Raw genomic sequence first — 22,160 nt, 5'->3', positions numbered from 1 at the left:
GATGTTCCCGGTAGTGGTCAGTCGGCCCGCGCCTCGCCCTGGAAGGCGAGCAGCGCGTCCAGCGGCACCGCGCCCTGTCCGGCGGCGCCGACCCAGACGGGGTTGAGTTCCAGTTCGTGCAGCGTGTCGCGATGTTGCCAGGCGAAGTCGGACACCCGCAGGATCAGCGCCTCCAGCGCGGCGAAATCGGCGGGCGCCTGGCCGCGCACGCCGTCCAGGATCTCGACATGGCGGATCTCGCGCGTCAGCGCGCGCGCATCCTCGGGCGAGAGCGGGATCATGCGGTGCGCCACGTCGCGCAGGGTCTCGACGTAGATGCCGCCCAGGCCGAAAGTCATCACCAGGCCGAAGGCCGCGTCGCGGTGCACGCCGATCAGCACCTCGCGCCCGCCCGGCGGCAGCATGCGCTCGACCAGCACGCCGTCGATGCGGGTGTCGGGACGGTGGCGCGCCACGGCCTCGTGGATGGCGGCATGGGCCTGGCGCGCCGCGTCTTCCGAGGCGATGCCCAGCCTGACGCCGCCGGCCTCGGTCTTGTGCAGGATCTGCGCGCTGACCACTTTCATGACCACGGGAAAGCCCAGCGCGGCGGCATGGGCGGCGGCCTCGTCGGCGCTGCGCGCGATTCGTCCGGCGGGCATGGGCAGGCCGGCGTCGCGCAGCATCGCCTTGGCGTCGGCTTCGCTGAGCGCGCGCGCGTCGCTGGCCGCCGGGGGCAGGGCGGCGGGGGGCGCCGGCTCGGCTTTCCAGGCGATGGCGCGGGACAGGGCGGCGATGGCGTCCGACAGCGACAGGAAGGGCAGCAGGCCCGCCCGTTCCATCACGGAGTAGCCCGCGCTCAGTCGGCGGCTCATCCAGACCGGCACGATCAGGGTGTCCGTCCGCGAGGCCACCGAGACGATGGATTCGGCCATCGCGTCCGTGATGGCGCCATAGTCCATCGGAATGGGATACAGCACCGTGCCGACCGAGGGATCGGCGCATAGGATGCGCAGGCATTCGGCCGAGGCTTCCGGATTGCGCAGGATGTCGGCGGTGGTGTCCACCGGATTGCCGATGCTGGCGAAATCCGGCAGCAGCGCGGCCAGGGCGGCTTGCGTGGCGGGCGCCAGTCCGGCCATCGGCAGGCGCGCCGCGCCGGCCAGGTCGGCGGCCAGCGCGGCGGTGCCGCCTGAAAACGTGTAGATGCACAGCCCGTTGCCGCTCTTGGCCGAGGCGCGCGTCAGCAGTTGCGATACGGCCAGGAGCTGGTCCAGGTCGTCGACCTCGATGGCGCCGAACTGCCGGAACACCGCGCTATTGACGGCGGCCGTGCCCGCCACCGAGGCGGTATGCGACTGGGCCGCGCGCACGCCGGCCTCGGAGCGGCCGACCTTCAGCACAACCACGGGCTTGCCGCGCTCGCGCGCCAGCTGCAGGGCGGCGGTCAGGCGGCGGCCGTCCTTCACGCCTTCCATCAGCAGCGCGATCACGCGGATCCGGGGGTCGGCCGCCATGTGGGCGACGAAATCGGGAATCTCCAGGTCGACCTCGTTGCCGGCGGAGAACCACAGCCCCACGCCTTCGCCATGGGACAGGCCTTGCAGCAGGTTGCGGCCCAGCCCTCCGCCCTGCGTGGCCAGGCCGATGCCGCCGCTGTTCAGGTCGTCCTTGAAGGCGGGCGAGAAGGTCATGCCGATGCGGTCGCGCACGTTCACGAAGCCGGGGCAGTTCGGTCCGTAGACGTGCAGGCCGGTGTCGCGGCACAGCTCTGCGATCTCGCGTTCCAGGCGCCGGCCTTCTTCGCCGGCCTCGGAGAAGCCGGAGGTCATGACGACGGCATAGGGAATGCCGCGCCGCACGCACTGCTTGAGCGTGTCCAGCACGCGCGCGGCGTTGACCATCACCAGCGCGACGTCGATGTCGCCTGCCGGCAGGTTGCTGATCGAGGGCCAGCAGCGGCGTCCGCCGATTTCCTCGTAGGCCGGGTTGACCGGATAGACCTCGCCCGGCGCCGCGGAATGCAGCGCCAGGTTCTCGTACAGCCGGCGTCCCTGGCTGGATTCGCGCGGCGACGCGCCGACCACGGCGATGCCGCGCGGGTTGATGAAGCGGGTCAGGTCCGCGAAGGGTTTCATGCCTGGCTCTCCATGGGCCGCATCAGCATGGCGAAATCGGCTTGCGCCACGACTTCGCCGCGTTGGTTGATGGCTTCGCGCCGGAACACCACCTTGTCCTTGCCGGGGCGGTGGTTGGCGGTCCTTTCGGCCACCGTTACGCGCACGAAAATCGTATCGCCGATGAAGGTCGGCTTCGGAAAGCGGCAATGCAGATCGATCAGCGCCAGCACATGGGGCTCCAGGCGGCGGTAGCCGCTGGACTGGGTAGTCAGGCCGGACAGCACCGACAGCACCAGCAGACCGTGGGCGATGCGCTGCCCGAAGGGCGTGCCCTTGGCGTATTCGTGGTCGACGTGCAGCCGGTTGAAATCGCCCGACAGGCAGGCGAAGCCGACGATGTCGCTTTCGGTGATGGTGCGGCCGGCGGACTCGAACACATGGCCGACGTCCAGCGGGCCGCAGGCAGGGGCTTCAGGCATGGGCGGCTCCGGGGGCGATGGCGGGAACGAGGGCGTCACGAGGCATAGCGGCCGCCGGTCACGTGCAGCAGTTCGCCGGTGATGAACGAGGCGCGCTCCGAGGCCAGAAAGGCGACCGCGTCGGCGATGTCCTCGACCGCGCCCAGGCGCTGGACCGGCTGGCGCGCCAGCGCGTTGGCGCGCAGCATGTCGTAGGTGGACAGGCCGCGCACCAGCGGCGTTTCGATCAGGCCCGGGGCGATGGCGTTGGCGGTGATGTTGAACTTGCCCTGCTCCAGCGCCAGCGCGCGGGTGAAGCCGATCAGGCCGGCCTTGGCGGCGGAGTAGTTGGTCTGGCCGGGGTTGCCCCAGTGCGCGCGCGAGGCGATGTTGATCACGCGGCCCCACTTTCTTTCCATCATGGAGGGCAGGGCCGCCCGGGTGCAGTGGTAGGCGCCTTTCAGGATGGTGTCGACCACGGCGTCCCAGTCCGCTTCCGGCATCTTGAGCAGATACTTGTCGCGGGTGAAGCCGGCGTTGTTGACCAGGATGTCGATGCCGCCGTAGGCGCGCGCTGCCTCGTCGGCCATGGCACGCACTTGGCCGTCGTCGCAGACGTCCAGCACGGCGCCGATGGCCTCGAAGCCGGCTTCCTTCAAGCCGGCGACAGCCTGGCGCACGGAGTCGGGGTCGATGTCGGTGATCACGATGCGCGCGCCTTCGCGCGCCAGCGCCAGGGCCGAGGCGTAGCCGATGCCGCGGCCGGATCCGGTGATGACGGCGACTTTGCCGGTGAGCTGCAAATCCATGTTTCGGTTCCCTTTTCCTGGCCGCGCGGCGGGCTGGCCGCCTCGGCGTCCGCTGTGTTAATCATACGAGATGCCGAATCAATATACACACCACCGTAAAAATTGACAATTAAATCCGATGTGCGGGTATAGTGTTTGGCATGTCGGATAAATAAGCAGCGCCCGGCATGCCTTCCATCCTCTCAGGAGATCCACTCATGGCAATGTTGAAGGGACTGTTGGCCGCCGTGCTGAGCCTGGCCGCGACGGGCGCGGCCAGCGGCGCCGGCGCCTATCCGGACAAGCCGGTGCGCCTGTACGTCGGCTTCGCGCCGGGCGGCGCCACCGACCTGCTGGCCCGGCTGTACGCCAAGAAGCTCGGCGAGAAGTTCAACCAGACGTTCATCGTGGAGAACCGGCCCGGCGCCGGCGGCAATATCGCCGTCCAGGCCCTGGCGCAGGCGCCGGCCGACGGCTACACGATCGCGATGGCGGCGAACTACGTGGCCGCCAACGCGGCGATGCAACGCAACCCCTATGACTGGGAGCGCGACCTGATGCCGATCGGCATGGTGGCGTCGACGCCGAACATCCTGGTGGTGCCGGCGGCCTCGCGGCTGAACGGCGTGGCCGATCTGGTCCGCGAGGCCCGCAAGTCGCCCGGCAAGCTGACCTTCGGCTCGGCCGGCATGGGGTCTTCCATCCATCTGGCGGGCGAGCTGTTCAAGGTGATGGCTGGCGTGGACATGACCCACGTGCCCTACAAGGGCGTGTCGCCGGCCGAGGTGGATCTGGTCTCGGGCACCGTCGACATGATGTTCGGCAGCGTTTCCACGGCCATTCCGCTGGTGCAGTCGGGCAAGCTCAAGGCGCTGGCCGTGACCGGGCGCGAACGGATGAAGGCCATGCCGGACCTGCCCACCATCGAGGAGGGCGGGCTGAAGGGCTATGACGTGGAAGCCGTCTATTTCCTGGCGGCGCCGGCGCGCATCCCGCAACCGGTCCTGAAGACGCTGACCGAGGCGGTCGCGCAGATCAACCGCGAACCCGATGTGCGCGAATTCATGGACCGCATTTATGCGCGTCCGCTGACGGGCGGCCCGGACGAGGCCAGGGCCTTCCTGGCGGCGGAAGAGCGCAAGTGGCGGGACGTGGTGCAGGCCACCGGACTGACCGTGAACTGAGCGCGGCCGGACCACAAGAAAAAAACACAGGAGACTCCACCATGAACGTATCCAGACGCGCCGCGCTGGCGCTGCTGGCCGGCCTGACGGCCGGCCTTGCCCTGCCGCCATCCGCCCAGGCGGCCGGCGACTACCCCAACAAGCCGCTGCGGCTGATCGCGCCCAGCTCGCCGGGCGGCATCCTCGACATCACCAGCCGCGTGGTCGGCAAGAAGCTGTCCGAGCTGCTCAAGCAACCGGTCGTGGTCGAGAACGTGGCCGGCGCCGCCGGCATCCTGGGCATGCAGAGCATGTTGCGGGCCGAGCCGGACGGCTACACGCTCATCATGGGCAGCAGCGGACCGAACGCGGTCAATTACACGCTCTACGACAAGCTGCCTTACCGCATGGAGGATTTCGCGCCGGTGGCGCGCGTCATCACCATGCCGAACGCGCTGGTGGTCAACGCCAGCTCGCCGGTCAAGACGCTGGCGGACTTCCGCGCCCATGCCAAGGACAAGCCCGGCGGCCTGTCGATGGCGGTGTCCATGATCGGCACCTCGGGCCACCTGGGCGGCGAACTGCTGAAGAACCGCCTCGGCATCGCCGCCGTCACCGTGCCGTACAAGGGCGCGGCGCCCGCCACCAACGACCTGCTTGCCGGACAGGTCGATTTCACGGTGGAGAACGTCATCACCGTGGCGCCGCTGGTCAAGGCGGGCCGGTTGCGCGCGCTGGCCGTGACCACGCGCGAGCGCAGCCAGATCCTGCCCGACGTGCCGACACTGGCCGAGCAGGGCTATCCGGACATCGACGTCGGCGCCTGGCTGGGCGTGCTGGTCTCGGCCAAGACCCCGCCGGCCGTGGTCGCCCGCCTGAACGAAGCGCTGAACGCCGCGCTGGCCGACCCGGACGTGAAGCAGCAGCTGGCGCAGCAGGGCGGCATTGTCCAGGGCGGCACGCCGGCCGAGTTCGACGGCTTCATCCGCTCGGAAAAGGTCCGCTGGGAAAAGATCATCAAGGCCGCCGGCATCAAGGCGGAGTGACGGCGGGGCGGGCGGCGTTCCGGCGCCGGCCCGCGACGCACAAGGAGAGGCAATGGCTATCGACTATCAACGCCTGCGGGCATGGACGTTCGACGACCGCGTCGACCGCTACACCGCGCGCGACTGCATGATCTATGCGCTGGGACTGGGTTATGGCGGCGATCCGCTGGACGAAGCCGAGCTGCGCTACGTGCATGAACAGGACACGGCGGTGGCGCCCACCTTCCTGGCCACGGTGGGCGCGCCCAACGGCTGGGCGGCCGATCCGGCCACCGGCATCGACTGGCTGCGCATCCTGCACGGCGAGCACCGCATGGCGTTCCATGCCCCCTTGCCCGCGCAGGCCGAGGTGCGCAGCCGGACCCGCGTCACGCGCGTGGTCGACAAGGGCGCCGGCAAGGGCGCGCTGGTGGTCACGGCGCGCGAGATTTCCGACGCCGCCAGCGGCCAGCCGCTGGCCACCGTCGAGCACGTGTCGTTCTGCCGCGCCGATGGCGGCTTCGGCGCGGGCGACGAACCGCCGCCGGCGCTGCCGGCGCCGCCGGAGCGCGCGCCCGACGAGTCCGTGCTGCTGCCCACGCTGCCGCAGCAGGCGCTGCTGTACCGGCTGAATGGCGACCTCAACCCGGTGCACGCCGTGCCGCGCATGGCGCGCGAGGCGGGCTTCGACCGGCCCATCCTGCATGGGCTGTGCACCTATGGCATGGCCGGCCGCGCGCTGGCGCGGGCCTGCGGCCAGGGCGGCAAGCGCCTGGCCAGCATCGCCACGCGCTTTTCCGCGCCGTTCTTTCCCGGCGAAACGCTGCGCGTGGACATTTGGCGCGATGGCGGGCGGCTGCAGTTCCGCGCCTGGGCGCAGGAGCGCGGCGTGGCGGTGCTGAACAACGGCGTGGCGGAGCTGGCGGCATGAACGAGGAAACCCGCAACATCCCGCCGATCGTGGCCTACGCCCGCCAGATGCCGGACCGCGTCGCCTACCGCATGCTGCCCTCGGGCGCGACCGTGACCTGGCGCGAGCTGGAGCAGCGCAGCCGGCGCTGCGCGGCCGCGCTGCTGGCGGCGGGCCTGCGCACGGGCGACGTGGTCGCGGTCTTCCTGGAAAACCATCCGCGCTACTTTGAGCTGCTGTGGGCGGCGCATCGCATCGGTCTGTACTACACGACCATCAGCCGCCACCTCAAGCGCGAAGAGGCGCAGTACATCATCGCGGACTGCGATGCGCGCGTGCTGTTCCATTCCAGCCATACCCAGGCCGAACTCGATCCGGCCCGGCTGGACGCGGCGGGCGTGATCCGGATCTCGATGGACGGCGCGGCGGCGGGCGCGGCGGACTACGAAGACTGGCTGGCGCGCCAGCCCGAGGACGTGTCGCTGCCGGACACGCCCGAGGGCACGGATTTCCTGTATTCCTCCGGCACCACCGGCCTGCCCAAGGGCATCAAGCGCCCATTGGCGCAGGCCAACCGCTATTTCCGCGTCGGCGAGGCGCCCAGCAGCGCCTGGAAGGCCTTCGGCCCGGACACGGTCTACCTGTCCACCGCGCCGTTCTACCATGCCGCGCCGGTGCGCTGGAACATGGCCGTGCTGCGCGCCGGCGGCAGCTGCGTGATGCTGGAGAAGTTCGACGCCGCCGCCGCGCTGGCGGCGATCGCCGTGCACCGGGTCACGCATTCGCAATGGGTGCCGACCATGTTCATCCGGCTGCTGCGCCTGCCGGACGAGGAACGCGCGCGCCATGACCTGTCCTCGCTGCGCTACGCGGTGCACGCGGCCGCGCCGTGCCCGGCCGAGGTCAAGCAGGCCATGATCCGCTGGTGGGGGCCGATCCTGTACGAGTACTACAGCGGCACCGAGCTGGTCGGGCGCACCTCGCTGGGCTCCGAGGAATGGCTGGCGCATCCCGGCTCGGTGGGCCGGCCCGAGTTCGGCCGGGTGCATATCGTCAGCGAGGACGGCGAGCGGGAACTGCCGCCGGGGCAGCCGGGCGTCATCTATTTCTCGGGCGGCGGCGCCTTCGAATACCACAAGGATCCGGCCAAGACGCGCAAGGCCTACAACGCGCGCGGCTGGGCCACCTATGGCGACATCGGCTACCTGGACGCGGACGGCTATCTGTACCTGACGGACCGGCTGTCCAACATGATCGTGTCGGGCGGCGTGAACATCTATCCGCAGGAAGCCGAGAACCTGCTGTGCACGCATCCGGCCGTGGCCGACGTGGCCGTGATCGGCGTGCCGGACGCCGAGTTCGGCGAGGCGGTCAAGGCCGTGGTGCAACTGCGCGAACCGTCGGACGCGGGCCCGGCGCTGGCGCAGGCGCTGATCGACTATTGCCGCGCCCGCCTGTCTCCCATCAAGTGCCCCAAGAGCGTGGACTTCTCCGCGGACATGCCGCGCACCGAGACCGGCAAGCTGCTCAAGCGGCTGGTCAAGCAGCGCTATTGGCCGGCCGGGGAGGGCATCGCCCGATGACAAGCAAGGAACACGCATGAATCCGAAACGCACGCTGTTCGCGCCCGAGCACGAGCTGTACCGCGACATGGTCGCCCGTTTCATCGCCGAGCGGATCACGCCGCATCATGAGCGATGGGAGCATGAGGGCATGGTGCCGCGCGAGCTGTGGCGCCAGGCCGGCCAGGCCGGCCTGCTGCTGCCCAGCACGCCGGAATCGTATGGCGGCGGCGGGGGCGATTTCCTGCACACGCTGGCCGTGGTGGAGGAGATCGCCCGCGCGCTGGCCACCGGCGTGACAGGCTTCACCACCCATTCCGACATCGTGGCGCCGTACCTGCTCAATTTCGGCACCGAGGACCAGAAGCTGCGGCATCTGCCGGCCATGGCGCGCGGCGACACGGTGGCCTCGCTGGCGATCACGGAGCCCGGCGCGGGCAGCGACGTCAAGGCCATCCGCAGCACGGCGGCCCGCGTCGACGGCGGCTATCTGCTCAACGGCCAGAAGACCTTCATCACCAACGGCTTTCACGCCGACCGCGTGCTGGTGGCGGCCAAGACCGATCCGGCGGCCGGCGCGCGCGGCATCAGCCTGTTCTGGGTGGACGCGGCCACGCCGGGCTTCACGCGCGGCCGGCTGCTGGACAAGGTCGGCCAGCGCGCCCAGGACACCGCCGAGCTGTTCTTCCAGGACGTGCTGGTGCCCGACGCGGACCTGCTGGGCGAGCCGGGGCAGGGCTTTGGCTACATGATGAAGGAGCTGGCGCGCGAACGGCTGATGATCGCCGCGCGCTGCGCCATGGCGCTGGAAAGCGCGCTGCAATGGACGGTGGACTACGCCAGGCAGCGCCAGGCGTTCGGCAAGGCGCTGCTCGACAACCAGTACATCCGCTTCAAGCTGGCCGACATCAAGACGCTGGCCGCCGCCACCCGCGCATTCGTCGACGGCTGCGTGCGCCAGTACCTGGACGGCGAGCTGGACGCGGCCGGCGCGGCCATGGCCAAGCTGTGGGCGGCCGAGGCCACCCGCGCCATCGACGATCTGCTGCAGTTCCACGGCGGCTACGGCTACATGCGCGAATACCCGATCGGCAGGGCGTACACGGACGTCCGGCCGAACCGCATCTACGGGGGCGCCTCGGAGATCATGCGCGAGCTGATCGCCCGGACGCTCTGAGCACAACAGGCTGAGGACCATCCATGAAATCTTCCAAACCGGTCGCCATCGTCGGCGCCGCCGAATCGGACCTGGGCAAGGTGCCCGGCATGACGTCGCTGGACCTGCAGGCGCAGGCGGCGGCCCGCGCGCTGCGCGACGCGGGCCTGGCGCTCAAGGACGTGGACGGGGTGTTCGCCCATGTCGACGACAAGTTCGCCGGCCTGCAGCTGGCCGAATACCTGGGCATCCGTCCGCGCTACGTCGATTCGACCAGCGTCGGCGGCATGTCCAACGTCATGCACGTGCGCCACGCGATGGCGGCGATCCAGGCGGGCATGTGCGAGGTGGCGTTGGTGGCCTACGGCAGCACCCAGCTGTCGGACGGCTCGCGCAAGGTCGGCGGCGCGCCCGAGGACATGCGCATGCCGCGCGGGCAATTCATCACCCCCTATGGCCAGCTCAGTCCCATTGGCTACTACGCGATGGTGGCGCAGCTGCACATGCAGCGCTACGGCACCACCCATCGCGACCTGGCGGAAGTGGCGGTGGCGGCGCGCAGATGGGCGCAGCTCAATCCCCATGCCTACCGGCGCGAGGACACGTCGATCGACGAGGTGATGGCCTCGCGCCTGATCGCGGACCCGCTGCGCCAGCGCGACTGCTGCCTGGTGACCGACGCCGGCGGCGCCTTCATCCTGACCACGGCCGAGCGCGCCCGCTCGCTGCGCCGCCCGCCGGTGCACGTGCTGGGCATCGCCGAGTCCTTTTCGCATCACTACACGCCGTTCAATACTTCCGACTGGCTCGACACCAACGTGGCGGCGACGGCGGACGCGGCGCTGGCGATGGCCGGCGTCACGCGCCAGGACATCGACGTGGTGCAGATCTATGACCACTTCACCATCGGCGTGATTCAGTCGCTGGAAGAACTGGGCTTCTGCAAGCGCGGCGAGGGCGGCGCATTCGTGGCCGGCGGCCGGCTGGCGCCGGGCGGGGACTTTCCCATCAACACCTCGGGCGGCGGCCTGTCCTACAACCATCCCGGGCAGTTCGGCATGCTGCTGCTGCTCGAAGCGGTGCACCAGCTGCGCAAGGAATGCGGCGAGCGGCAACTGCCCAAGGCCGAGCTGGCGCTGGTGCACGCGCCCGGCCTGGTGTTTTCCTGCAATACCACCCTGATTCTCGGAGCCTGACCATGGAAACCGTGCAACGTCCGCTGCCGCAACCCACCCGCATCACCCAGCCGTATTGGGACGCGGCCAGGGAGGGCCGCCTGGTGATCCAGCAGTGCGCCCATTGCAAGGCGCGCCAGTTCTTCCCGCGCGAATTCTGCACGGCCTGCCTGTCGGCAGACCTGGACTGGATCGAATGCAGCGGCAAGGGCGCCGTGTACACCTACACCATCAACCGGCGCGGCGCCGGCGCGGCCTTCGGCGAGCGGGTGCCCTACGTGGTCGCGGCGATCGACCTGGACGAGGGCGTGCGCATGATGGCCAACATCGTCGACAGCCCGCCGGAGGCGGTGCGCATCGGCAGCCGCGTGCGGGTCTGCTTCGAGCGGGTGTCGGACGATATCGCGCTGCCGCAATTCACCTTGGACGGCTGAGCCGGATCGGGTGCGCGGCTGCTATGATTGCCGCCCCAATTCACCGGGGGCGGATCAAATCCGCACCCTCCGAGCAGCAAAATAATGAAAGCACTCTGTATCGCCGCGCTGGGCGTTTCCCTGCTTGTCCAGGCATCGCCGTCCTTCGCGGATGTCGGCAATGGGAAAAAGCTCTTCCTGGCGCGATGCGCGATGTGCCACGGCGCGGATGCCAAGGGCACAGGGCCATTGGCCAACAAGAGCAATCCGCCGACGCCCGACCTGACGACGGCCGCGTTCCGGAAACGCCTGACCGACTATCCAGGCGTCATTGTTTCCTCGGTCATCCTGCGGCCCAATGGCGACCTGATACCCAGGACGCTGCGGGAGAATGGCGTGAAGCTGGCGCCGCACGCCTGGACGGTCCAGGACTTCCGTGATCTGAATCAGTACATGAGCGGCCTGATCACCAGGAAATAGCGGTCTTCGGGCGACTTCACCGCCCGCGAGACGATCGCGCCCCGGCCGGCAATCAAGGTAATATGTGGATATCCATCCAGTATTTTGCCGGGGCCTGGAACTGACAGGGCCGCGCTCGCGGCCATCCCGTCACTCCCAGCCCGCCGGCCCGGCCGATGTTTCCTCCGCACCGTTATTACTACCTGCACAACTTCCAGCGCGCGCTGGCCTGGGTGGCCGAGCGCTATGACGATGTGCTGGACGAGCCGCAGCGCCGTTTCGTCGCCGACTACGCGGCCTTGCCGCAGCCGTCGCAGGCGCTGCTGGCGCGGTTGCTGCTGCGGCGCGGGCCGTGGTTCCGCGCCAGCGGCCTGATCTACGAGGAAATCGGCCCGGCCGAGACGGCCGCCGCGCCGCTGGAGGCGCTGGGCTGGCTGGACCGGGACGCGGCCATGACGCCGGATGAACTGTTCGGCCTGCATACCAAGCCCGAATTGCTGCGGCTGTTTCCCCATCTTCCCGCGTCGGCGCGCAAGGCCGAGCTGCTGGACGCGTTGCGCGCCCGGCAGCCCGACGCGAAACCCTATCGGGACTGGCATCCGGACGCCGGCGAAGCCGTCTGGCGCCTGATGGCGGGCGAGGTCTGCGAGCGCTTCCGGCTGATGTTCTTCGGCAACCTGCATCAGGACTGGTCGGAGTTCGTGCTGGCCGACCTGGGCGTTTTCCAGTACGAGAGCGTGCCTTTCGACGCGGCCTCGCGAGCATTCCAGTCGCGCGCCGACGTGGACCGCTACCTGGCTTTGCATGCCTGCCGCGCGGCGCTGGACGAGACGCCGCTGGCGGCGACGGGCGCGCGGCTGGACGCCTTGCTGGCTCAGGTCCAGGCCTGCGCCAGCGCCAATCGCTGGCTGGAGCAGCGCCGCGCCAAGGTGCTGCTGCGCATCGGCCAGGCCTGCGAACGGGCGGGCGACTGGCCGGCGGCGGAACGGGTGTACGCGCAATGCGCCTATCCGGGCGCGCGCCACCGCCGCATCCGCGTGCACGAACGCATGACATTGCTGCCCGAGGCGCTGGCGCTGGCGGAACAGGCCCTGGCCGCGCCTGAAAGCGAAGAGGAAGCGCAGCGGGTGGCGCGCATGTTGCCGCGTCTGCGGCGGGCGCTGGGCCAGCCCCGGCCGCCGGCCGCCGGGTTGCGCGCCGCGCCGCGTCACGACCTGGTGCTGCCCCGGCCGGCGGACGGCCTGCCTGTGGAACTGGCCGTGCGCGACCACTGGCACCGCGACGAGGCGCCGGCGCACTATGTCGAGAACACGCTGTTCAACGCGCTGTTCGGCCTGCTGTGCTGGCCGGCGGTGTTCGCGCCGGTGCCGGGCGCATTCTTCCATCCGTTCCAGCGCGGTCCCGCCGACCTGGGCGCGCCCGATTTTCCGGCGCGCCGCGCCGCGCAGTTCCAGGCCTGCCTCGCGCTGCTGGACACGCCGGAGTATCGCGACGAGATAGGGCGCCGCTACCGCGACAAGCAGGGCCTGCAGTCTCCCTTCGTATCCTGGGACGCGCTGTCCGAACCGCTGCTGGCGCTGGCGCTGGATTGCGTGCCGGCGGCTCACCTGAAGCGCGTGTTCGAGCGCCTGCTGTCCGACGTCAAGACCAACCGTTCCGGCCTGCCTGACCTGATCCGCTTCTGGCCGGCGGAAAAGCGCTATGAGCTGGTCGAGGTGAAGGGTCCCGGCGACAAGCTACAGGACAACCAGATCCGCTGGCTGGACTATTGCCTGTCGCACGGCATGCCCGTCAGCGTCTGCCATGTGCGCTGGCAGGACATGGACGTCGCGCCCGCCTCGCAGGGAGAAGGCCGATGAGCTGCGTGGCCGCCGTGCGCACGCTGTGCGAGTTCACCGCGCGTGCCGGCGACCTGGACCTGCGCTTCACGCCCGCGCCGACCGGCCAGGAAGGCGTGGCCGGGCACGGCGTGGTGACGGGCCGGCGCGGCCCCGGCTATGAAACCGAGATTGCCCTGTCCGGCGAATACGGCGAACTGCTGGTGCGCGGCCGCGCCGACGGCTACGACCCCGCCGCCAAGCGCCTGGAAGAGATCAAGACCTATCGTGGACGCCTGGACAGCGTGCGCGAGAACCACCGCGCCGCGCACTGGGCGCAGGCCAAGGTCTACGGCCATCTGCTGTGCCAGGCGCGCGGCCTGCCCAGCCTGACGGTGGCGCTGGTGTATTTCAACGTCGCCACCGAAGAGGAAACCATGCTGGCCGAGACGCATCCGGCGGCCGAGCTGGAGGCGTTCTTCAACGCGCAGTGCGAGCGCTACCTGGCCTGGGCGCGGCAGGAGCAGGCGCACCGGGGCGCGCGCGACGCGGCGCTGGCGGCACTGCGCTTTCCGCACGAATTCCGCAGCGGCCAGCGCGAGCTGGCGGTGGCCGCCTACCGCAAGGCGCGCGATGGCGGCTGCCTGCTGGCGCAGGCGCCGACCGGCATCGGCAAAACGCTGGGCACCTTGTTTCCGCTGCTCAAGGCCGCGCCCGAGGCCGGCCTGGACAAGCTGTTCTTCCTGGCCGCCAAGGGGCCGGGCCGCGCGCTGGCGCTGCAGGCGCTGGACACGCTGAACGCGCAGCCGGCCGCGCCCGGCCTGCGGGTGCTGGAGCTGCAGGCGCGCGACAAGCTCTGCGAGCATCCGGACAAGGCGTGCCATGGCGAGTCCTGCCCGTTGGCGCGAGGCTTCTACGACCGCCTGCCGCAGGCCCGCGCCGGCGCGCTGGCGCACGGCCGCATGGACGCCGCCGCGCTGCGCCAGGTCGCGGCGGCGCACGACGTCTGCCCCTATTACCTGGCGCAGGAATTGACGCGCTGGAGCGACGTGGTGGTGGGCGACTACAACTATTACTACGACGCCACGGCCATGCTGCACGCGTTGACGCAGGCCAGTCAGTGGAAGGTCGCGGTGCTGGCGGACGAGGCGCATAACCTGGTCGACCGCGCGCGTCGCATGTACACCGCCGAGCTGTCGCAGGCCGCGCTGGCCGGCGCGCGCCAGGCCGCGCCCAAGCCGCTGAAGAAGGCGCTGGACGGGTTGCACCGCTCCTGGCAGGCCTTCAACCGCAAGCAGGCCGAGCCGTACCAGGCCTATGACGCGCCGCCGGCGGGCGTGCTGGCCGCGCTGCAGAAGGCCACGGCGGCGATCACCGAGGCGTTGGCCGAGACGCCGCTGGCGCAGGACGATCCGGTGCTGGCCTTCCATTTCGAGGCGCTGCACTTCCAGCGCCTGGCCGAGCTGTACGGCCCGCACGCGCTGTTCGACGCCACGCTGGCGCAGCCGGGCGCGGCCGGCGCCAAGACGCCGCTGTCCACGCTCTGCGTGCGCAACGTGATTCCCGCGCCGCACCTGGCCGGGCGCTTCGCTACCGCGCATGCCACGGTGCTGTTCTCGGGCACGCTCAGTCCGCCGCGCTTTTTCCAGGACACGCTGGGCCTGCCCGCCGCCACCGACTGGATCGACGTGGCCGCGCCGTTCCGGGCCGAGCAGCTGGACGTGCGCGTGGCCGGCCATGTGTCCACGCGCTACCGCGACCGCGAGCGTTCGCTCGAGCCCATCGTGGACCTGATCGCCAGTCAGTACGCCAGCCGGCCGGGCAACTACCTGGGCTTCCTGAGCAGCTTCGATTATCTGGCGCGGGTGGCCGAGCTGATGCGCGCGCGCCATCCGCAGGTGCCGGTCTGGCAGCAGACGCCGGGCATGGACGAGGCGGGCCGCAATGCCTTCCTGGGGCGTTTCACGGAAGAGGGGCGCGGCGTGGGCTTCGCGGTGCTGGGCGGCGCTTTCGCCGAGGGCGTGGACCTGCCCGGCAAGCGGCTGATCGGCGCCTTCATCGCCACGCTGGGGCTGCCGCAGGTCAATCCGGTGAACGAGAACATGCGGCGCCTGCTGGACGCGCGCTACGGCCAGGAACACGGCTACGACTACGCCTATCTGTATCCCGGCATGCAGAAGGTGGTGCAGGCGGCCGGCCGCGTGATCCGCACGGAACACGACAGCGGCACGGTGCACCTGATCGACGACCGCTACCGCCGCGCCAAGGTGCGCGCGCTGCTGCCGGCCTGGTGGACGCTGCGCTGAGCGCGGTTGGCCGGGAACGCTGCGGAGTGTTGTCCGGCCGTCGTCAGTGGGGCGGCGTGGCCGGCCGCAACTCGGCCAGCGGCAGGCTGGGATCGCGGCTCAGCTGGTAGCCGTACCAGAGGCTGCGCGCCATGCGCTGCGCCATCTGCATCGCGGCGTCGGCCATCGGGCGGTTGGGCAGCGCGGCGGTGGTCTGGCCGAACAGGGCCAGCCAGCGTTCGAACAAGGCGGCGCTGAGATTGGGCATGGCCACGTGCGTGGGCATGGGCATGCCGGCAAAGCGCCGCGTGCCCAGCAGCACGGCCGACCAGAAATCCGACAGCCGCGTCAGGTGCTCGTCCCAGTCGTGGACCATGCCGTTGAACACCGGTCCCAGGAGCGCGTCGGACCGGACCTTGCCATAGAAGGTCTCGACCAGGTCCCGGATATCGTCTTCAGTGCAGAGGGGCGGCGTGTCCAGGATCGTCTCCGGGCGGAAGTGAAGGCAGGCGATCTTAGAGCGCGCCACAGCGGCCCGGCTTGATCTGGCGCAAGCGTGGCGGCGGGCAAGCCGGCGCCTCGCGGCGAGCGAGGTGGGCCGCTCCCGGCGGCACGCATGCTCCCGGGGCAGGGCGGACGCTCAGGCCGTGGCGCGGCCGCCGGCGAGCGCGCCTTCGCGCCTGCCGAGCAGCGCGTAGATCAGCACGGCGGTCAGCGCCGCGATGGCCGCCAGCACCCGCAGCACGATGCCGAAGGCCTGGCCGTAGCTCTGGCGCAGCAGGTCGGCCGCGCCCGGCAGCAGGGCGGACGCCTCGGCTAGCTGACCCAGCGCGGCGCGGTTCGCGGCCAGGGCCAGCGCGGGGTCGGCGGGCAGCGCCGCGCCCAGCCGAGCCTGGATCAGGAAGGCCAGCAGCGCGCTCAGCACCGCGATGGCCACGCCGTCGGCCGACACCCGCACCGTGTTGAAGATGCCGGTGGCCATGCCGACCTTGTCCTTGTCCACCACGCTGACCGCCAGCGCATCCATCAGGCCCCAGGGCAGGCCGATGCCGGCGCCGATCAGGCCCATGGGCAGGAGCAGGCCGCCGCCTTGCGCCAGGGCGTCGTCCAGCATGAGCAGGCCGCCGCCCGCGACCAGCAGGCCCGCCGCCGACAGCAGGCCATGGCTGAACCAGCGCGTCAGCAGCGCGGCCAGGAAGGGCACGACCAGCAGCGGCGCGGCCAGGCCGATCATGAGCTGGCCGGCCGCCAGCGCGCCGTAGCCGTCCATGCCGATGAAGCGTCCCGGCAGCATGGCGATCAGCGCGATGAAAAGAAAGGCAGGCGAGGCGGCCAGCGCCTGCACGCCGACGAAGCGGGCGTTGCGGAACAGGCCCAGCTCCAGCAGCGGGCTGGCGATGCGGCGCTCGACGCGCACGAAGGCCACGGCCAGCACGGCAGATGCCAGCAGCGAGCCCAGTACGCCGGGACTGCGCCAGCCGGTTTCGGGCGCCAGCAGCATGCCGCAGGTGAACAGGCCCAGCGCGCCGGTGAAGCAGAGCGCGCCGCGCCAGTCGAGCCGGCCGCGCATGCCAGCCGGCGTCGCGCGCACGCTGGCCGCGACCATGGCCGCGCCCAGCAGGCCGACCAGGCCGGTGGCCAGGAACACCCATTGCCATCCCGCCGCCTCGACCAGCCAGCCGGAGGCCAGCGGACCGAAGGACAGGCCGATGCCGAAGGTGGTGCCCAGCAGACTGAAGGCGCGGGCGCGCGCCGCGCCGTGGAACAGCGGCGCCAGCGAGGACATGGCGGCGGCGAAGGCGGCCGCGCCGCCCGTGCCCTGGACCAGCCGCAGCACGTCCATCCAGAAGACCGACGGCGCCAGCGGCAGCAGGAAAGTGGCGGCGCAGAACAGCGCCAGGCCCAGCAGCCAGACGCGGCGCGGGCCGATCAGGTCGACCAGGCTGCCGGCCACCATGATCACGCTGCCATAGGCCAGGATGTAGCCGTTGAGCACCCAGTTCAACTCGACGGGCGTGCCGCCCAGGGCCTGGCTGATGGACGGCAGCACCACGGCCGGGCCGGTGAAGCAGAGCGGGATGAGCAGGGCGGTCAGGCAGGCGGAAATCAGCTGCAGCCAGCGCCGGGAAGTCGTGGAAACGGAGTTCGGGTCAGTCGTCATGTTGCGGGAAGCCAAGAGGAGAGGCGCGCCTGGCGCCACGGTCCCGGCAAGAATAGGGGGCTGGCCGTTAAAGAAAAACAGGCTAGTATTCCGAATATTCAGGACATTGAAGTCCGTAATGCAGAAGTCCGCGGCGCTGTCGCGGCAAGCCAGGGAGCGGTGGCGATGGACAGCCTGAGCGGCATCAGCGTGTTCGTGCTGGTGGCGGAAACGCGCAGTTTTTCCGAGGCGGGACGCGTGCTGGGGGTGTCGCCGTCGGCGGTGGGCAAGAGCGTGGCGCGCATGGAGGAACGGCTGAAGGTGCGGCTGTTCCACCGCAGCACGCGGCATATCGCGCTGACGCCGGAAGGCGAGATGTTCCTGGAGCGCTGCCGCCGCATCCTGTGCGAGGTCGAAGCGGCCGAGCTGGAGCTGTCAGAGGCGTCCGATGCGCCGCGCGGCAAGCTGCGGGTGAGCCTGCCGCGCTACAGCGGCCTGTTCGAGCCGGCCATCGCCGAGTTCATGCAGCGCTATCCCGACGTATCGCTGGACCTGGATTTCACCGACCGCATGGTCGACGTGATCGGCGATGGCTATGACGCCGTGGTGCGCACGGGCGAGATGGACGATTCCGGGCTCAAGCGCCGGCGGCTGGGCGCGTTCCGCCGCATCCTGGTGGCGTCGCCCGAGTACCTGCGCCAGCACGGCGAGCCGCGCAAGGCCGCCGACCTGCATCGCCACGCCTGCCTGCATTACCGCTATCCCAGCACCGGCCGGCTCGAGCGCTGGCCGCTGAAGACGGCGGCCGAGGCGCAGGCGCCCGAACTGCCGCTGACGCTGGTCTGCAATAGCGTGGAGATGCGTATCCACCTGGCGCTGAACGCGCAGGGCATTGTCTGCCTGCCGGACTTCACCGTGCGCCGGGAGCTGGCCGAGGGCAGTCTGCGCATCGTGATGGAAGAGCGCACCCGGGGCAACGGCACCTTGTGGGCGTTGTGGCCGGCGAGCCGGCATGTTTCTCCCAAGCTGCGGGTCTTCATCGACCATCTGGCGCAGCGCCTGTTCCCCTGAAGGGCGGTGCGTCGACGCAAACTGCCCCCGCTTTTCGCGATAACGAAATAAATTCCTATTTGCGTGAATGCGCGGCCGGCGGCCCGTCCTCGGACCACGCGCAACTCGAGCGCCCGAGCCGGTCCGATGTCTGGCGCCGCAGTTTCGCGCTGCCGCGAACGGCCGCGCGGCGTAGTATATGCGCGGGGACCGGGGCCACGATGCCTCGGCCCGACAAAACGACAGCGCGCCGCCGCAGGCCGCGCCACAAGGAGAAAAGCATGCATGCAGCCGCCGCCCAGCCGGCCCTGAACGATATCGTCGCCCTGTCGGCGCAGGCTCTGTCGGATGCCATACGCCAGCGTCATGTGTCGTGCCGTGAAGTCATGGCCGCCTATCTGACGCATATCGACCGCGTCAATCCGGCGGTCAACGCCATCGTGGCGCGCCGGGACAGCGACGCGCTGCTGCGCGAAGCCGATGTCCGTGACGCCGAGCTGGCGGCCGGCCAGTGGCGGGGCTGGCTGCACGGCATGCCGCAGGCGCCCAAGGACCTGACGGCGGTGCGCGGCATGGTGACGTCGATGGGTTCACTGGTGTTCAAGGATCAGGTGACGGCGCACGATTCCATCATCGCCGAACGCATGCGCGCGGCCGGCGCGATCTTCATCGGGCGCAGCAACGTGCCCGAGTTCGGCCTGGGTTCGCATACCTACAACAAGGTCTACGGCATCACCCGCAATCCCTATGATCTGACGCGCAGCGCCGGCGGCAGCAGCGGCGGGGCGGCCGCGGCATTGGCGGCGCGCATGCTGCCGGTGGCCGACGGCAGCGACTTTGGCGGCTCGCTGCGCAATCCGGCGGGCTTCTGCAACGTCTACGGTTTCCGGCCCTCGGCGGGCCGCGTGCCCTACGGCCCGGCGCCGGAAGTGTTCCTCAAGCAGCTGGCCTACGAAGGGCCGATGGGTCGCAGCCCGCGCGACGTGGCGTTGATGCTGTCGGTGCTGGCCGGCCATGACCGCCGCGTGCCCTTGTCTCTGACCGGCGATCCGGCGCAGTTCGCGCAGCCGCTGGACGCCGACCTGCGCGGCAAGCGCATCGGCTGGCTGGGCGACTGGGGCGGCCACCTGCCGATGGAGCCGGGGGTGCTGGCGCTGTGCGAGGCGGCGCTGGAGAATCTGCGGACGGTGGGCTGCGAGGTCGACGCCCATCGCGTGCCGTTCGACGGCGAGCGTCTGTGGCGCATCTGGCTGGTGCATCGCCACCTGATGGTGGGCGGCCAGTTCCAGGCGCTGCTGCAGGATCCGGCCAAGCGCGCGCTGGTCAAGCCGGCGCTGGTCTGGGAAGTGGAGGGCTTGTCAGGCATGACCGCGCAGCAGGTCTATCAGGCATCCACCGAGCGCAGCGCCTGGTATCAGACGGTGTTGGCCATGTTCGAGGAGTTCGACTATCTGGCCGTGCCCACGGCCCAGGTTTTTCCCTTCGACGCCGAGCTGGACTGGCCCAAGCGGATCGCGGACCGCGACATGGACACCTACCACCGCTGGATGGAGGTGGTGACGCCCTGGACGCTGTCCGGCTGCCCGGTGATCAGCGTGCCGGCCGGCTTCGGCCAGGCCGGCCTGCCGGCGGGATTGCAGCTGATCGGGCCGCCCCAGGGCGACCTCGACGTGTTGCGGCTGGCCCATGCTTACGGGCAGGCGCGGGACTGGGTGTCGGCCCGGCCGCCGACGGCGCTCTGGGCCGGTTGAACGGCGCGAGAACCGGGGCCGGACTGCCGGCTTCGGTACGGTCTGACAGGGAAAAAGACAAGCCCGTTGTAACCGGGCTTTGCTTTTTCCCGACGGGAACGGGCTTTATTGGGGGTTGCCCCCCTATTTTCATGGCTTGCCGGCGACGGCTTTGCAATAATTGTTGGATCTTTGAACACCTCCGTAATGGACGGGGTGCCAGCGTCGCCGCAAGCGGCGCCGGAACATCCCTCGGCGCGGCCCGCATGACGGACCGCGCCGTTTTCGCACAAGGTCCCCCGGCATGAAGAATCTGACTCTGCGCCAACGCATCCTCGCCAGCTTCCTGGTCATCCTGGCCATCATGACGCTGATGGTGGTGGTCGACTACCGTCGGCTGCTGCACATCGAGGCCGAGGCCATGACCATCAGGGATGACGCGGTGCCGGGCCTGTACTACAGCACCGAGATCCGCTCGGCCTGGTTCGGCGGCTTCGTGGCGCTGCAGGACGCCTTTCGCGCGGACACCGAGCAGGAGCGCCGCACGCTGCTCGACACGCTGCCGAAAAGCGATCAGGCGCTCGATGCCAACGTCGAGCATTACCGCCGCACCATGTCGCGCGCCGACGACATCAAGATGTTCGAGAGCTTCGAGAAGGCGCTGCAGGAATACAAGCGCATCCGCGGCGACATCCTGGGCGCTTCCGGGCAGGTCGACCAGGCGCGCATTGAGGCCCGGATCAAGACCGAGTTGCGCCCCGCCTTCTATTCCGGACGCGAATTGATCGCCCAGATCGTGGCGGCCAACAAGGCGCAGGCCGACCTGTCCAGCACCAGCATCGGCAAGGCCGTGGACACCGCCGAATACGGCATGCTGATCTCGCTGGCCATGGCCATCGTCGCGGCCATCATCTGCGGCTATCTGCTGTTGCGCGCCATCGTCGACCCCATGCGCGACATCGTCCGCACCCTGGAACTGACCGGCAGCGGCGATCTCAGCCGTCGCCTGCGCCTGGCGCGCAAGGACGAATTCAACGCCATCGAAACCGGCTTCAACGGCATGGTGGACGAGCTGACCGGCCTGGTCGGCAAGACCCAGCGCTCGGCCGTGCAGGTCGCCACCTCGGTCACCGAAATCGCGGCCACGTCCAAGCAGCAGCAGGCCACCGCGTCCGAAGTGGCGGCCACCACCACCGAGATCGGCGCCACCTCGCGCGAGATTTCCGCCACTTCGCGCGAGCTGGTGCGCACCATGACCGAGGTGTCGGGCGCGGCCGAGCAGACCGCCTCGCTGGCCGGCAGCGGCCAGGTCGGCCTGGCGCGCATGGAAGACACCATGCGCAACGTGGTGGACGCGGCCGGCTCGGTCAACGCCAAGCTGGCCATCCTGAACGAGAAGGCCGGCAACATCACCCAGGTCGTGACCACGATCACCAAGGTGGCCGACCAGACCAACCTGCTGTCGCTGAACGCCGCCATCGAGGCGGAAAAGGCCGGCGAGTATGGCCGCGGCTTCGTGGTCGTGGCCACCGAGATCCGCCGCCTGGCCGACCAGACCGCCGTCGCCACCTATGACATCGAGCAGATGGTGCGCGAGATCCAGTCCTCGGTCTCGGCCGGCGTGATGGGCATGGACAAGTTCTCCGAGGAAGTGCGGCGCGGCATGGCCGACATGCAGCAGGTCGGCGATCAGCTGTCGCAGATCATCCAGCAGGTGCAGACGCTGGCGCCGCGCGTGCAGATGGTCAACGAAGGCATGCAGGCCCAGGCCACCGGCGCGGAGCAGATCAACCAGGCCCTGCAGCAGCTCAGCGACGCCGCGCAGCAGACCGTGGAATCGCTGCGCCAGTCCAGCCTGGCCATCGAGGAACTGACGCTGGTGGCCAACGACCTGCGCAGCGGCGTGTCCCGCTTCAAGGTGTGACCGCCA

General features: G+C 69.9%; 18 protein-coding genes. 13 read left to right on the top strand and 5 right to left on the bottom strand.

The genetic code is table 11. The features are described 5' to 3' along the window. Positions 1-17: 17 nt before the first annotated feature. Genes C2U31_RS22365 through fabG form a run of 3 tightly spaced genes read right to left on the bottom strand, consistent with a single transcriptional unit; the run spans position 18 to position 3,366 of the window. The gene (locus C2U31_RS22365) at positions 18-2,117 is read right to left on the bottom strand and encodes an acetate--CoA ligase family protein (protein ID WP_103274792.1); all 2,100 of its coding nucleotides are present in this window, start codon (positions 2,115-2,117) and stop codon (positions 18-20) included. Then, the gene (locus C2U31_RS22360) at positions 2,114-2,578 is read right to left on the bottom strand and encodes a MaoC/PaaZ C-terminal domain-containing protein (protein WP_103274791.1); all 465 of its coding nucleotides are present in this window, start codon (positions 2,576-2,578) and stop codon (positions 2,114-2,116) included. Before C2U31_RS22360 ends, C2U31_RS22365 begins: the two co-directional genes overlap by 4 nt. A 35-nt stretch (positions 2,579-2,613) precedes the next feature. After that, on the bottom strand, positions 2,614-3,366 hold the full coding sequence (gene fabG / locus C2U31_RS22355; protein ID WP_103274790.1) for a 3-oxoacyl-ACP reductase FabG: 753 nt from the start codon (positions 3,364-3,366) through the stop codon (positions 2,614-2,616). A gap of 197 nt (positions 3,367-3,563) precedes the next feature. Between fabG and C2U31_RS22350 the strand changes: the two genes are divergently transcribed. From C2U31_RS22350 to C2U31_RS22305, 10 genes are all read left to right on the top strand, one after another. After that, positions 3,564-4,529 (top strand): tripartite tricarboxylate transporter substrate binding protein, encoded by a 966-nt coding sequence (locus tag C2U31_RS22350; protein WP_103274789.1) that lies wholly within the window; start codon positions 3,564-3,566, stop codon positions 4,527-4,529. 41 nt (positions 4,530-4,570) lie between these two features. After that, a complete protein-coding gene (locus C2U31_RS22345) occupies positions 4,571-5,554 on the top strand; it encodes a tripartite tricarboxylate transporter substrate binding protein (RefSeq protein WP_103274788.1) in 984 nt (327 codons plus the stop codon). Between the two features lie 52 nt (positions 5,555-5,606). Further along, positions 5,607-6,464, top strand: a complete 858-nt coding sequence (locus C2U31_RS22340; protein ID WP_103274787.1) for a MaoC/PaaZ C-terminal domain-containing protein — start codon at positions 5,607-5,609, stop codon at positions 6,462-6,464. Then, a complete protein-coding gene (locus C2U31_RS22335) occupies positions 6,461-8,026 on the top strand; it encodes an AMP-binding protein (protein WP_233772465.1) in 1,566 nt (521 codons plus the stop codon). Before C2U31_RS22340 ends, C2U31_RS22335 begins: the two co-directional genes overlap by 4 nt. Positions 8,027-8,042: 16 nt before the next feature. Beyond that, positions 8,043-9,182, top strand: a complete 1,140-nt coding sequence (locus tag C2U31_RS22330; RefSeq protein ID WP_103274786.1) for an acyl-CoA dehydrogenase family protein — start codon at positions 8,043-8,045, stop codon at positions 9,180-9,182. 23 nt (positions 9,183-9,205) lie between these two features. Further along, entirely contained in the window at positions 9,206-10,357 is a 1,152-nt protein-coding gene (locus tag C2U31_RS22325) for an acetyl-CoA acetyltransferase (RefSeq protein ID WP_103274785.1), read from the top strand. A gap of 2 nt (positions 10,358-10,359) precedes the next feature. Further along, positions 10,360-10,770, top strand: coding sequence for a Zn-ribbon domain-containing OB-fold protein (locus C2U31_RS22320; protein ID WP_103274784.1), 411 nt, complete (start codon positions 10,360-10,362; stop codon positions 10,768-10,770). A gap of 84 nt (positions 10,771-10,854) precedes the next feature. Next, positions 10,855-11,229 (top strand): cytochrome c, encoded by a 375-nt coding sequence (locus C2U31_RS22315; protein WP_103274783.1) that lies wholly within the window; start codon positions 10,855-10,857, stop codon positions 11,227-11,229. A 155-nt stretch (positions 11,230-11,384) separates the two neighbouring features. Beyond that, on the top strand, positions 11,385-13,067 hold the full coding sequence (locus tag C2U31_RS22310; RefSeq protein ID WP_103274782.1) for a VRR-NUC domain-containing protein: 1,683 nt from the start codon (positions 11,385-11,387) through the stop codon (positions 13,065-13,067). After that, positions 13,064-15,331, top strand: coding sequence for an ATP-dependent DNA helicase (locus C2U31_RS22305; protein WP_103274781.1), 2,268 nt, complete (start codon positions 13,064-13,066; stop codon positions 15,329-15,331). The genes C2U31_RS22310 and C2U31_RS22305 overlap by 4 nt, the downstream gene beginning before the upstream one ends. Before the next feature lie 43 nt (positions 15,332-15,374). On the opposite strand, the gene C2U31_RS22300 is transcribed toward C2U31_RS22305, so the two are convergent. Continuing rightward, complete coding sequence (locus C2U31_RS22300) at positions 15,375-15,791, bottom strand: group III truncated hemoglobin (protein WP_103276517.1); 417 nt, start codon at positions 15,789-15,791, stop codon at positions 15,375-15,377. 159 nt (positions 15,792-15,950) lie between these two features. Further along, positions 15,951-17,471, bottom strand: coding sequence for an MFS transporter (locus C2U31_RS22295; RefSeq protein ID WP_103274780.1), 1,521 nt, complete (start codon positions 17,469-17,471; stop codon positions 15,951-15,953). Between the two features lie 165 nt (positions 17,472-17,636). On the opposite strand from C2U31_RS22295, the gene C2U31_RS22290 reads away from it, so the two are divergent. The 3 genes from C2U31_RS22290 (at position 17,637) to C2U31_RS22280 (ending at position 22,154) form a co-directional block, all read left to right on the top strand. Next, the gene (locus tag C2U31_RS22290) at positions 17,637-18,521 is read left to right on the top strand and encodes a LysR substrate-binding domain-containing protein (RefSeq protein WP_103274779.1); all 885 of its coding nucleotides are present in this window, start codon (positions 17,637-17,639) and stop codon (positions 18,519-18,521) included. Positions 18,522-18,781: 260 nt separating this feature from the next. Beyond that, complete coding sequence (locus tag C2U31_RS22285) at positions 18,782-20,251, top strand: amidase (protein ID WP_103274778.1); 1,470 nt, start codon at positions 18,782-18,784, stop codon at positions 20,249-20,251. A 283-nt stretch (positions 20,252-20,534) separates the two neighbouring features. Continuing rightward, the gene (locus C2U31_RS22280) at positions 20,535-22,154 is read left to right on the top strand and encodes a methyl-accepting chemotaxis protein (protein ID WP_103274777.1); all 1,620 of its coding nucleotides are present in this window, start codon (positions 20,535-20,537) and stop codon (positions 22,152-22,154) included. Positions 22,155-22,160 lie beyond the last annotated feature (6 nt).

This window comes from Achromobacter sp. AONIH1 (assembly GCF_002902905.1).
Lineage (GTDB): Bacteria > Pseudomonadota > Gammaproteobacteria > Burkholderiales > Burkholderiaceae_B > Achromobacter.
This window is presented reverse-complemented; position numbering and strand designations above follow the sequence as displayed.

Coding starts and splice junctions, on each gene's coding strand:
- C2U31_RS22365 (WP_103274792.1), bottom strand. CDS start 2,117: ATGAAACCCTTCGCGGACCTGACCCGCTTCATCAACCCGCGCGGCATC.
- C2U31_RS22360 (WP_103274791.1), bottom strand. CDS start 2,578: ATGCCTGAAGCCCCTGCCTGCGGCCCGCTGGACGTCGGCCATGTGTTC.
- fabG (WP_103274790.1), bottom strand. CDS start 3,366: ATGGATTTGCAGCTCACCGGCAAAGTCGCCGTCATCACCGGATCCGGC.
- C2U31_RS22350 (WP_103274789.1), top strand. CDS start 3,564: ATGGCAATGTTGAAGGGACTGTTGGCCGCCGTGCTGAGCCTGGCCGCG.
- C2U31_RS22345 (WP_103274788.1), top strand. CDS start 4,571: ATGAACGTATCCAGACGCGCCGCGCTGGCGCTGCTGGCCGGCCTGACG.
- C2U31_RS22340 (WP_103274787.1), top strand. CDS start 5,607: ATGGCTATCGACTATCAACGCCTGCGGGCATGGACGTTCGACGACCGC.
- C2U31_RS22335 (WP_233772465.1), top strand. CDS start 6,461: ATGAACGAGGAAACCCGCAACATCCCGCCGATCGTGGCCTACGCCCGC.
- C2U31_RS22330 (WP_103274786.1), top strand. CDS start 8,043: ATGAATCCGAAACGCACGCTGTTCGCGCCCGAGCACGAGCTGTACCGC.
- C2U31_RS22325 (WP_103274785.1), top strand. CDS start 9,206: ATGAAATCTTCCAAACCGGTCGCCATCGTCGGCGCCGCCGAATCGGAC.
- C2U31_RS22320 (WP_103274784.1), top strand. CDS start 10,360: ATGGAAACCGTGCAACGTCCGCTGCCGCAACCCACCCGCATCACCCAG.
- C2U31_RS22315 (WP_103274783.1), top strand. CDS start 10,855: ATGAAAGCACTCTGTATCGCCGCGCTGGGCGTTTCCCTGCTTGTCCAG.
- C2U31_RS22310 (WP_103274782.1), top strand. CDS start 11,385: ATGTTTCCTCCGCACCGTTATTACTACCTGCACAACTTCCAGCGCGCG.
- C2U31_RS22305 (WP_103274781.1), top strand. CDS start 13,064: ATGAGCTGCGTGGCCGCCGTGCGCACGCTGTGCGAGTTCACCGCGCGT.
- C2U31_RS22295 (WP_103274780.1), bottom strand. CDS start 17,471: ATGACGACTGACCCGAACTCCGTTTCCACGACTTCCCGGCGCTGGCTG.
- C2U31_RS22290 (WP_103274779.1), top strand. CDS start 17,637: ATGGACAGCCTGAGCGGCATCAGCGTGTTCGTGCTGGTGGCGGAAACG.
- C2U31_RS22285 (WP_103274778.1), top strand. CDS start 18,782: ATGCATGCAGCCGCCGCCCAGCCGGCCCTGAACGATATCGTCGCCCTG.
- C2U31_RS22280 (WP_103274777.1), top strand. CDS start 20,535: ATGAAGAATCTGACTCTGCGCCAACGCATCCTCGCCAGCTTCCTGGTC.